This window comes from Microcoleus sp. D2_18a_B4 (assembly GCF_036702475.1).
Lineage (GTDB): Bacteria > Cyanobacteriota > Cyanobacteriia > Cyanobacteriales > Microcoleaceae > Microcoleus.
The window spans coordinates 19,820-29,554 of the sequence record NZ_JAUBTL010000076.1 but is presented as its reverse complement, the minus strand read 5'-3'; the positions used below and the strand labels follow the sequence as shown (position 1 = coordinate 29,554).

At 48.6% G+C, this 9,735-nt stretch carries 6 protein-coding genes; 5 read left to right on the top strand and 1 reads right to left on the bottom strand.

What is annotated here, in order from left to right:
• Nucleotides 1–280: 280 nt before the first annotated feature.
• A complete protein-coding gene (locus QUB04_RS29040; RefSeq protein WP_333289861.1) occupies nt 281–1,915 on the bottom strand; it encodes an MBL fold metallo-hydrolase in 1,635 nt (544 codons plus the stop codon).
• Nucleotides 1,916–3,480: 1,565 nt separating this feature from the next.
• Here QUB04_RS29040 and QUB04_RS29035 point away from each other — a divergent pair.
• The 5 genes from QUB04_RS29035 (at nt 3,481) to QUB04_RS29015 (ending at nt 9,636) form a co-directional block, all read left to right on the top strand.
• Nucleotides 3,481–4,671 carry a glycosyltransferase gene (locus QUB04_RS29035; RefSeq protein WP_333289859.1) on the top strand — a complete coding sequence of 397 codons (1,191 nt, stop codon included), beginning with the start codon at nt 3,481–3,483 and terminating at the stop codon, nt 4,669–4,671.
• Between the two features lie 97 nt (nt 4,672–4,768).
• Nucleotides 4,769–6,175, top strand: a complete 1,407-nt coding sequence (locus QUB04_RS29030) for a glycosyltransferase family 2 protein (protein ID WP_333289857.1) — start codon at nt 4,769–4,771, stop codon at nt 6,173–6,175.
• 30 nt (nt 6,176–6,205) lie between these two features.
• Entirely contained in the window at nt 6,206–6,775 is a 570-nt protein-coding gene (locus QUB04_RS29025) for a hypothetical protein (RefSeq protein WP_333289855.1), read from the top strand.
• Entirely contained in the window at nt 6,772–7,563 is a 792-nt protein-coding gene (locus QUB04_RS29020) for an ABC transporter permease (protein WP_333107369.1), read from the top strand. Before QUB04_RS29025 ends, QUB04_RS29020 begins: the two co-directional genes overlap by 4 nt.
• A complete protein-coding gene (locus QUB04_RS29015) occupies nt 7,564–9,636 on the top strand; it encodes an ATP-binding cassette domain-containing protein (protein ID WP_333289853.1) in 2,073 nt (690 codons plus the stop codon).
• The last annotated feature ends 99 nt before the right edge of the window (nt 9,637–9,735 follow it).

The window sequence follows — 9,735 nt, the reverse complement described above, 5'->3', positions numbered from 1 at the left end:
AGAGTATTTCCAGATTATCAAGGGATATACAGAAATAATTGTCGCTTTGGGTACCTACACCCGACGAGCCTTTCATCACGCGGGCGTAATTTATTCGGGGTACTTCGCGCAGCGATCAGATTAATCCCCTTTAAATATACCGAGGGACTTCCCGGCTGGTAGTTAAAAATTCAATACGCGACAGCTTACCCCTGCTGAAACCGGGTTTTTTGTCTGGGTGCGTCCAGAACTGTTCTTTTGTTTTCTTTGCCTGCAGGCTGGTTTCGATGTGCCCGACAGCTTATTCGCCGTCTGTTTCGCCATCTAGGAAAAGTTCCGACTCCGGTATCGCTTTAAACACCGGACAGAAACCGTCGGGGGTAACTTTAAAGCCAAACAAAGCACTGGACTGGTTCCAACAGCGCTGGCTGCGGTAGTGCTGGCAATTGCCGCAGCATTCGAGGTTGGCCTGAACGGCGCTGCCTTGAAAAAGGAGTTCCCGCTGGGAGATGCCCCGCAGTACCAGTTCTTCGCCTTGCCAGCGCGCTTCTACCAAACCGGTATCGGCAAAATTGGCCCACCGAGGATCGGCTGTAATCGGACTCGGCAAGCTAATTGCTACCTCTGTCCCCAATTCGCTGAGTTCTCCCTCATAGTTAGTTTCTGGGATAGCGGGCTGCAAAAACATTTCCCCGATCGGCAATTCGACAAGTGTTCCGGCCGCCGGAGTGTGCAACTGGTAGCGGTTTCGCAGCTCGTCCAAGTTAGCCAAGTCAGCCAAATATGCAGGGGAACCGTGGAGTAAAATTACGTGCTGGGGACGCAAATTGTGGATGAGTTGGGTCGTCCCCGGCCCGTCGCAGTGTTCGGCTAGCAGATAAGTTTCGACACTTGTGACTCCAAATAGGGGCCTGTTGCCCAGCCAGTCGGTGACGGGATAGCCTGGTTTTTGAGGGGCGAGCAAAATCCAAGGATTTGTGCCATCGGCAACATACAAACCCAAATCAGCTAACTTGTCTGTAATTACAATACAGGGCGTGGCTCCCAATCCGGGGCGCTGTTCGGCAGACAGCCGGCGGACGCGGGGTTTCACCCTTTCGTCCCAAAATAAAGGTTGGTGCAGAGCAAAATTTTGGACGGCGGTGGGAAATTGGGGTAACAGTTCCAGATAAGCGTCGCACCCGTCGGCGACAGTGCCGTCCACCCAAATATCCAAGTCGCGGCCAGTAAAGTAGTGGTGACTGCGGAGCAGCATCAGCATTTCTTGGCCCAAACCAAGGGCCGGCGCGGGCAGCAGTACCGAGTACCCGTCGGCGATGGCGCGGTGGATGCGATCGGCTAACTGATTTTCTAGTTGTCGGCGGTGAGGGTGGCGCGCCGTGCCGTAACTGCCTTCCAAAATTAACACATCCGGCTTCATGCCCCTGAGTTCTCCCAGGGGCAAACCTTCCACCAAACGAGAATTGGACAGGAAAAAGTCGCCGGTGTAAACCACTGTGTAGGTGCGGTGCGGGGCGGCATAAGTCAGCAGCACAGTCGCCGCTCCGGGCAAATGGCCCGACGGGAACAACTGCACGCTCAGTCCTGGGCGCACTTCGAGCGGCGACTGCCAGGGCAGTCCCTGACAGAACCGGGACTCTGGCTGTTGAGCCAGTTCTGGCCAGTTGAGCGGTAGCAGTCGCGCTGTCACTTCGCTGGCGTAAATTGGCAAGTGGGGGAAAGATTGATGGAGTGCTAGCAAACCTCTGGCATGATCGGAGTGGGCGTGGGTACACACCACAAAATCGGCTGGCAGCGATCGATTTAAGGTCGCTGATAGCGGTGCAATATCATCTACACCGCAGTCGAGTAAAATGCGGTGCGGCCCCATTCGGACTAGGAGACAGACCCCTTCTTGGGCGTGGCCTGCGCCGTAAGGTAAACAATCGAGATCCATCACTGCGGTTAGCTCCCTGCTTTGCACGCAACTTGCAGTATCGCCACTTTTAAACATTGGTTGCGACTGCATTCATTCGATCGAGTTGAGTCTCGGACGCTGAAACCGGGTTTGATGAACGAAAACACTTTGTTGCCGCCCTCGCTCCCGGTAAAAAAACCCGGTTTATCCAAGTTCTGGTGCGTAAGCCCTGGAGCTAAATGTTTGCTCGAAGGCTCCGGCTCTCGTGCAAGGAAAGTAATTGCACTTAAGATTTGATGCAGCGCCAAGAAGGCGATTTTCCGAAGGCATTTGCCTGATGGGCATTCGGCCTTCGACAAAGTTCATGCTACTGGTTCTGGCATCAAAAGTTACATTTTATTGCACCATGTAAGAGTAGCGAACTCAATCTCATATTCTGAGTTTTAAACTTTTTTCCACAATTTGCGCCTGCTAAAAGCTAGTCTTTTTTATGAGAAGATTTTAATTCAGATGTCCCAATATCTTGATAAAACTTTACAATTCTTCATTTTTAGGGTTTTGAGGGCCGTGTAGAGTCCAATCTGAAAAACGGAGAACCCGCATCGTGCTAGCTAACTGCTTTTGTCAGGGCAGAGAGAGACTTTATGAGTTTGCTCGGTTTTTTGGTAAAAGTTTGATACATTCTTCTAAGCAAACCTTGTGGCTGTTGAGGAGAGAGTTTAAATAGCTTTTTGACCCCGCCCAAAAACGGATACTAAGTTTCCGACAGGAATCGCCCGCAGCCCAAAGTTTTAGACTCTTGTTCAAGCTCCCAGATTCATCTGTGGAGTAAATCGAAAATCGAAAATCGACTGGCTGCCCCATAATAGGTTTTTTAACTCCGCTCATTGACTAGGGGACAAAACGATGCGTTCTTTTGTTTGCCCCCAAACATAGCCACATCAATCCCCCGACAATAGATGATATTCATTTTATAAAAATACCACTAGCTTGCCAGAAGTAATCTCAGCTCGATCTGTTTCCAACCAGCCTGTTATCTCCTGTTTTTTTATCATTCCTGGGTCTTATTTAGGGTTGAGTTTTGGAGTTTTTTTCTGCTAATCCGTGGGCGGTTAAACGGCGAAAGTTTGAAGGGCGCGAGTGTTTAATTGTTTCCTATGTTGCCATTGAATAGTACCCGATCGCAATTAAAGCTGAAATGAGGAGCGATCGCACAAACCCGGTTTTCTCAAAAAATAGGGTTTTTAGATTTGGCATTATTAATGACGAGACGGGGTAGCCCGACGACTGCCAATAACACCTGCAATTGAACCAGCCTCAACGAGCGAGCGTTTTTGACGACAAATATTATGTAGGAAAAAAGCTTGACATCACCGGGCCATCGAAAGTTAAAATATAAATAACAGCAATAACAAAGATGAGGCTTTATGTTTGATTCGCAAGCGGCGAGCAGCAAGTATGGCATTAATAAATTGCTATCCCATAAAACAATTTAGGCTCAAATACATCCGGGGAAATACGGATTATTTATGAGCTTTTCAAAATCAAAAATCAAAAATCAAAAATCAAAAATCAAAAATCAAAAATCTAAGATGGCATAACTCATGGCAACAGCTATCCTTGACCTGGAAATCTCCAAACTCCCGCCCGAAATTACGGTTGAGGAGCGTTACAACAAAGCCTTGGTTTTAATTCGACTGCACGGAAAACCCATCGGCCAAGCTCTATTATCGCTAGCCGGAGGTCGCATAGACGGCTCCCAATTGCGGGAAACACTGATGAATGCTGTGGGGGAGAACCTTTGGAAAAATTGGCTCTACGATGCCCTCGCATGGGACGAACGCGGGCCCGTGCAGGCAATGCCGCTCGCGACAGTAGCAGTTTGCACGCGCGATCGCCCGGAAGATTTGCGGCGATGTCTAGAAGCGTTTATGCGGCTCCCCGACGACGGTCAGGAATACTTAGTAATTGACAATTCTCCCGCCACGGACGCTACCAAGGAACTTGTCAAAAATTACCCAAAAGTCCGCTATGTTTGCGAAGACTTACCGGGTTCCAGCGCTGCCCGCAACCGAGCTTTACGCGAAGCTAAACACGAATTCGTAGCCTTTACAGATGACGACGCGGCCCCCGATGCGAACTGGCTGCGATCGCTCTTGTGGAATTTTAGCGATCCGCGAGTGATGTGCGTCACGGGGCTGGTGATGCCCTTGGAACTGGAAACCGAAGCCCAAGAATGGTTCGAGCGCTATAGCCCCCACGGGCGGGGCTTCGAGCGCCGAATTTTTGACGGGGCGCAATGCAACCCTCTGGTTGTCGCTCCTGTGGGGGTTTCGGCGAGCATGGCTTTGCGCAAAAGTTCGATCGACTACATTGGCCTGTTTGACGAAGCTTTGGGGGCGGGAACACCCACGGTGGGTGGCGAAGACTGTGAACTCTTTGCCCGCATTTTGCGCGCGGGCTACTGCATTGTCTACGAGCCGAGAGCATTGAGCTGGCACCGCCATCGGCGCACTTGGGAAGAATTGCGAAAAACGCTTCAAGGCTACGGCATCGGAGTCTATGCTTTCTGGACGCGGATGTTTGTAATCAACAGAGAATTCAGTGTGCTGCGGTTAGCTTGGGGATGGCTGCATTCCAAGCAAATTCCTGAATTATTTGCTTCTTTGTGGAAGCAACCCGAGTCGATTCCGAGCGATTTGCTGTTGGCTCAACTGCGGGGCTGTGTGAGTGGGCCGATGGCTTATTTTGCTTCTCGGAAGTGGTTGCAAGAAATTAAGGGGAGCACTGAATAGGGAGTTTTAGATTATTTTTAACCGCAGATGAACGCAGATGAAATGTAGATGAAATGCAGATGAAGTTAATTTGGGTAATCTAAAGATGGAAAACTTGATGGTTAGCGTAATTATTCCCACTCACAATCGAAGCTCTTCGCTGCGCCGGGCTTTGGATGCTTTGCACTCGCAGACTTATCCGATCGACCTGATCGAAGTTATTGTAGTGGCAGATAGCTGCATTGATGATACTTTGGCAATGTTACAAGACTACAAAGCTCCGTTTAAACTGCACGCGATCGAGGTAAATTGCCGGAGTGCTGCCATCGCCCGCAATACGGGAGCGGCTTCGGCTACAGGGCAATTGCTGCTGTTTCTCGACGACGATATCGAAGCGCTGCCGCCTTTGGTTGAAAGCCACGTGCGCGCTCACCGAGAACGTCCGGGCTCGGCTGTCATGGGCCCATATCCGCCTAAGTTGCACGGAGGAACTAGACTTTTTGACGTGGAAGTGCGCTCGTGGTGGGAAGACAAGTTTTATCAGATGAGCCAGCCTGGTCACCGATTTACTTATAAAGATTTGCTCAGCGGCAACCTTTCTTTGGATGCAGAACTGTTTGCTCGTCTCGATGGCTTTGATTCGGCTTTCGGGAACTGCGGCGGGGAAGATTACGAGTTTGGGGTGCGTTTGCTGAAAGCTGATGTACCTTTTGTTGTGGCTGCTGAAGCAGTGGGCTATCATTACGAACACGAAACCAACAATCTCGATCGCTCTTTCCGCCGATTTCGTCAGGAAGGGCGATCGGATGTTTTGATCGGCCAGCGACACCCGGAACTTAGACCGATACTGCAGGTAGCAGCCTACGAAACTGCTTGCTCGCTGGTAGATAAAATTCTGGTGGCGGTCACGTTTTTCTGGCCGGCTGCTGTGGATTTGCTGGCTCTGGGACTGAGGAAATCCCTTGATTTACTCGAAAGCTTGCGGATGCGGGGAACTTGGCGGTGGTTGCGGGCAAAATTGCGCGCTTATTGGTATTTGCGAGGTGTCCTCGATGAGTTGAAAAGTCGATCGGCAATTTCTACTTTTATACAAGGAGGCCGGGCCGGTGCTGATTTGGGCGGACATGAAATTAACATCGATTTGGAGCCAGGTTGGGAAGCTGCTGAAAGCCTGCTCGACGCGGAACGACCGGCTGGGGTTTACCTGTATTACGGTCAACTGACAGTCGGTCACATTTTGCCACAAGCAGGTGCGGAACCGCTGCGGGGCGCTCACTTGCGATCGATTCTGGCGCTTCACTTTGCCGAACCCCTGGGTCGGGCGATGGCAATTAATGGTATGCCCCCCAAGGCTGAAACGCTCGAAGAAAAGCCTTTAGTTGCTTTTAAAAATTACGAATTAGCAATTAATAAGTATGTCGGGGACTTTAAACTCAAAACTTCAACCTCAAAAGTTGGGAAATTAGAAAATTGGGAAATTGCAACTCAAAACTCCCAACTCAAAACTCAGAACTTTTCTCTCTAGTTCCCGCTGCACTATTTTGAGGAGCAACTTATGGCAATAAAAGTGATGGAAATTGAGTTTGCTGAACAGATTAATCCGATTCGGAAACTAGAAAAATACAAAGGAACTCGTATTGTGACTATGGCTTTCCGCCGCCAAGTTTTCCAGGCTGTGGGCAATTTTGACGTTGCTCTCAATGTAGGATCTACAACTCGCCGTGCTGGGAATATGGAGAGGTTCCACCGGGTTTTGGCGAAGGGATACTCGACTTTTTACGATGCGCTCGCTTTTGTGTGGCACTTACACCGACGCAGGGACAAGGCTTTTAGCCGGCAGTTGCAGGATAACGGGCGCAGCTTTGGGGCTTATTTACTGACGTGCGATCGCAACCGCACTGTGCCGCGCCTGGACATTTTGCATTTTGCTTGGTCTCGGTGGCCCAACAGGTTGCTGCTGCGTTGCTTGATGCTCCCTGGCTGGTTGGCCTGCAAGTTGGTAGTGAGTGAGTTGCTGGGATCTCTGCAAAGTCCTTTTGCTGACAGGGAAGGGTACTTGCAAGCCCAGCGTTTGGCTGCTCTTTTTGGGGTTGAACCGCTGGTAGCTGCAGGAGGTGTGCGGTGAGAAATGCTGGAACGCTCCTCGATGGGCGCAAAATGGCTCAGTGGTTCGATTTGCTGCGGGTGTTGGTCGATCGCGAGATGAAATTACTTTACAAGCGATCGACCTTGGGGATTGCTTGGACTTTAATCAGTCCGCTGTTACAGTTGGCTGTATTTTCCTTTTTGTTTCGCTCTGTCGTACCCCTTAATATTCCCAAATTTTCTTCCTTTGCTTTTAGCGGCTTGTTAATCTGGAATTGGTCTCAAACGGTATTATTTAAATCAACGGCATTAATTACCAATCATAAGCCACTAATCAGGCAGCCAAATTTCCCGTCGGCAATTTTGCCGGTAGTCACGACGACGACGGGGCTCATTCACTTTTTCTTAGCATTGCCGGTGTTACTTATCTTTCTGGCAATTGATGGCGCTCCTCTGAATGCAGTGCTCTTGTTGTTGCCGCTGCTGATGATTATTCAGTTTTTCCTGACAGTTAGTTTTGCTTATCCCCTTGCCGCTTTGAATGTCACTTTCCGCGACACTCAGCACACTTTGGGAGTAGTTTTGCAGATGCTGTTTTACCTGACTCCGATTTTCTACGACATCAGCAGCGTCCCCGAAAAATTTAAGATTTTTTATTACTTAAATCCAATGGTGCCCCTGATTGAAGCTTACCGCGCCATACTTCTTAAAGGTATGCAGCCGGATTGGTCTGCTCTGTTAATTTTGAGCTTGGCTGTGGCGGCTCTTTTACCCATCGGACTGGGAATTTTTAGACGGCAAAGCGCTCATTTTGTGGAGGAAGTGTAAATGCGTGAAGCAATTATTGTCAAAGGTTTGGGTAAGCGTTTTAACCGCTACTCTACCGCGAAACCTTATACGATTATGGAAGCCGCTTTGTCCGGTTGGTGGAAGCTGAAGCCGGAGGCGAGTTTTTGGGCGCTGCGGAATATAAATTTTACTGTTTCTCCTGGCGAAATGCTGGGAATTCTTGGCAAGAATGGCGCGGGAAAATCAACGCTGCTGCAACTTATCGGCGGTATTTGCAGGGCTGAGGAAGGCTCTATTAAAGTTAACGGCAGAATTGGCGGCTTGTTGGATTTGGGTGCGAGTTTTCACTCGGATCTAACGGGCAGAGAAAACGTGTTTGTGGGTGCGGTGGTGGCCGGTTTGACTCGCCGGGAAGTGGCGCGCAGGTTTGACGATATTGTGGAATTTGCCGAGTTAAAACAGTTTATTGACAGCCCGACGCGGACTTACAGTACGGGGATGAAAATGCGGCTGGCTTTTTCGGTGGCGGTGCATACCGATCCCGAAGTGCTGTTAGTTGATGAACATTTGTCGGTTGGTGATGTGGCTTTTCAAACTAAATGTTTGAATAAGATAACTGAGTTTAAGAATCAAGGATGTGCGATTGTTTTGATTTCTCACACGGCGTCGCAAATTCAGAAAATGTGCGATCGGGCTTTGTGGCTGAAATCCGGTGAAATCGTCGCTTACGGGGAACCGGAAGTGGTAGTCGGTCAGTATTTGTCAGAAATGCGATCGTCCACAGAAAATAGCACTCCCTTGCGTGCTGCTGAAGCTACAAGTAGCGGTTCGCCACTGCGAGGTAATCAGAATCGCTTCGGTACTATGGAAGTAGAAATTACCGATGTCAAAGTGTCGCCAAATACGGAAATAGATAGCGGTGATGCTATTAGCATTGAAATTCATTATTCGGTGGCGCAGGAAATTTCTGCGGCTATTTTTGCCGTGACAATCAGCAGGGATGATGGTCAAAGTTGTTTTGAGACTAATACTAATCAAATGGGCAGACTGCTGCCGCTGGTGAAAGGGAAAGGCAAAATCCGGCTGCAAATAGATAGGCTGGATTTAGGAAACGGTCAGTATTACGTGAATGCTGGGGTTTACGAGGAAACTTTGGCTTACGCCTACGATTATCAGTGGCAGGTTTATCCGCTGTACGTGCGATCGACTGTAAACCAAAAAACGATTCTTTGTCCGCCGTACCGCTGGGAATTTGAGGGCAAAATGCCGCTTATGGATGTGGCCGAACCAGCCACGGCCACTTACGATTTGGATAATAATCATCCGGGCTACGCCAAGATTTTGACTCAGTTGGAAAACAAGCAAAAACCTGACTTTTTAATGATAGGTGCTCAAAACTGCGGCACGGAATCTTTATACGGCTATCTCGCAAATCACTTGCAAATTATCAAAGAAGGTTCCCGGGATATTCACTTTTTTGAATTAAATTTTGAGCGTGGTGTTGAGTGGTACAGCAAGCAGTTGACTCGCAGTGTAGCGGGTGACAAGGTGCTGCTGTGGGAGATGACTTCTTACTATATTTATCATCCTTTGGTGGCGGAGCGAGTTTACAAGTGTTTCCCGGATGTTAAGCTGATTGTAATGCTGCGAAATCCGGTAAAACGAGCGTGGATGCACTATCATTTAGAAGTGGCGACTGGCTGCGAAAAGTTGGATTTTGAAAAGGCGATCGCTTCTGAACCTGATAGACTCAAAGGTGAGATTGAAAAAATCAAATCAGATGAAAATTATTACAGTTTTAATCACCAGCATTATTCCTATTTGTCGCGGGGAATTTATGTAGAACAAATCAAAAATTGGCTCGACTATTTTCCGAGAGAACAGTTGCTAATTATCAAGAGCGAAGATTTTTACGCACATACAGGCAAAGCCTTTTCGGAAGTATTGAAATTTCTGGATATTAATGAGACTCCAAGTAAAGAATATGAAATTAATCATGTCGATGAATACAGCCCAATGCCCCCGGAAATCGAACAAAAATTGACTAATTATTTCCAACCTTACAATCAGGAACTTTCGGATTTGTTGCATGAGGATTTTAGTTGGAGTTAGGAAAAAAAATTTAACTGCAGAGTTCCCCGATAGGAACATGAATCATACCTCTTTCTTCTCTTCCTCTGTGCCCTCTGCGCTCTCTGCGGTTCGTAAAAA

Bases quoted from the DNA above. Each gene is read 5' to 3' on its own strand.
- QUB04_RS29040 (WP_333289861.1), bottom strand. From the start codon at position 1,915: ATGGATCTCGATTGTTTACCTTACGGCGCAGGCCACGCCCAAGAAGGG.
- QUB04_RS29035 (WP_333289859.1), top strand. From the start codon at position 3,481: ATGGCAACAGCTATCCTTGACCTGGAAATCTCCAAACTCCCGCCCGAA.
- QUB04_RS29030 (WP_333289857.1), top strand. From the start codon at position 4,769: ATGGTTAGCGTAATTATTCCCACTCACAATCGAAGCTCTTCGCTGCGC.
- QUB04_RS29025 (WP_333289855.1), top strand. From the start codon at position 6,206: ATGGCAATAAAAGTGATGGAAATTGAGTTTGCTGAACAGATTAATCCG.
- QUB04_RS29015 (WP_333289853.1), top strand. From the start codon at position 7,564: ATGCGTGAAGCAATTATTGTCAAAGGTTTGGGTAAGCGTTTTAACCGC.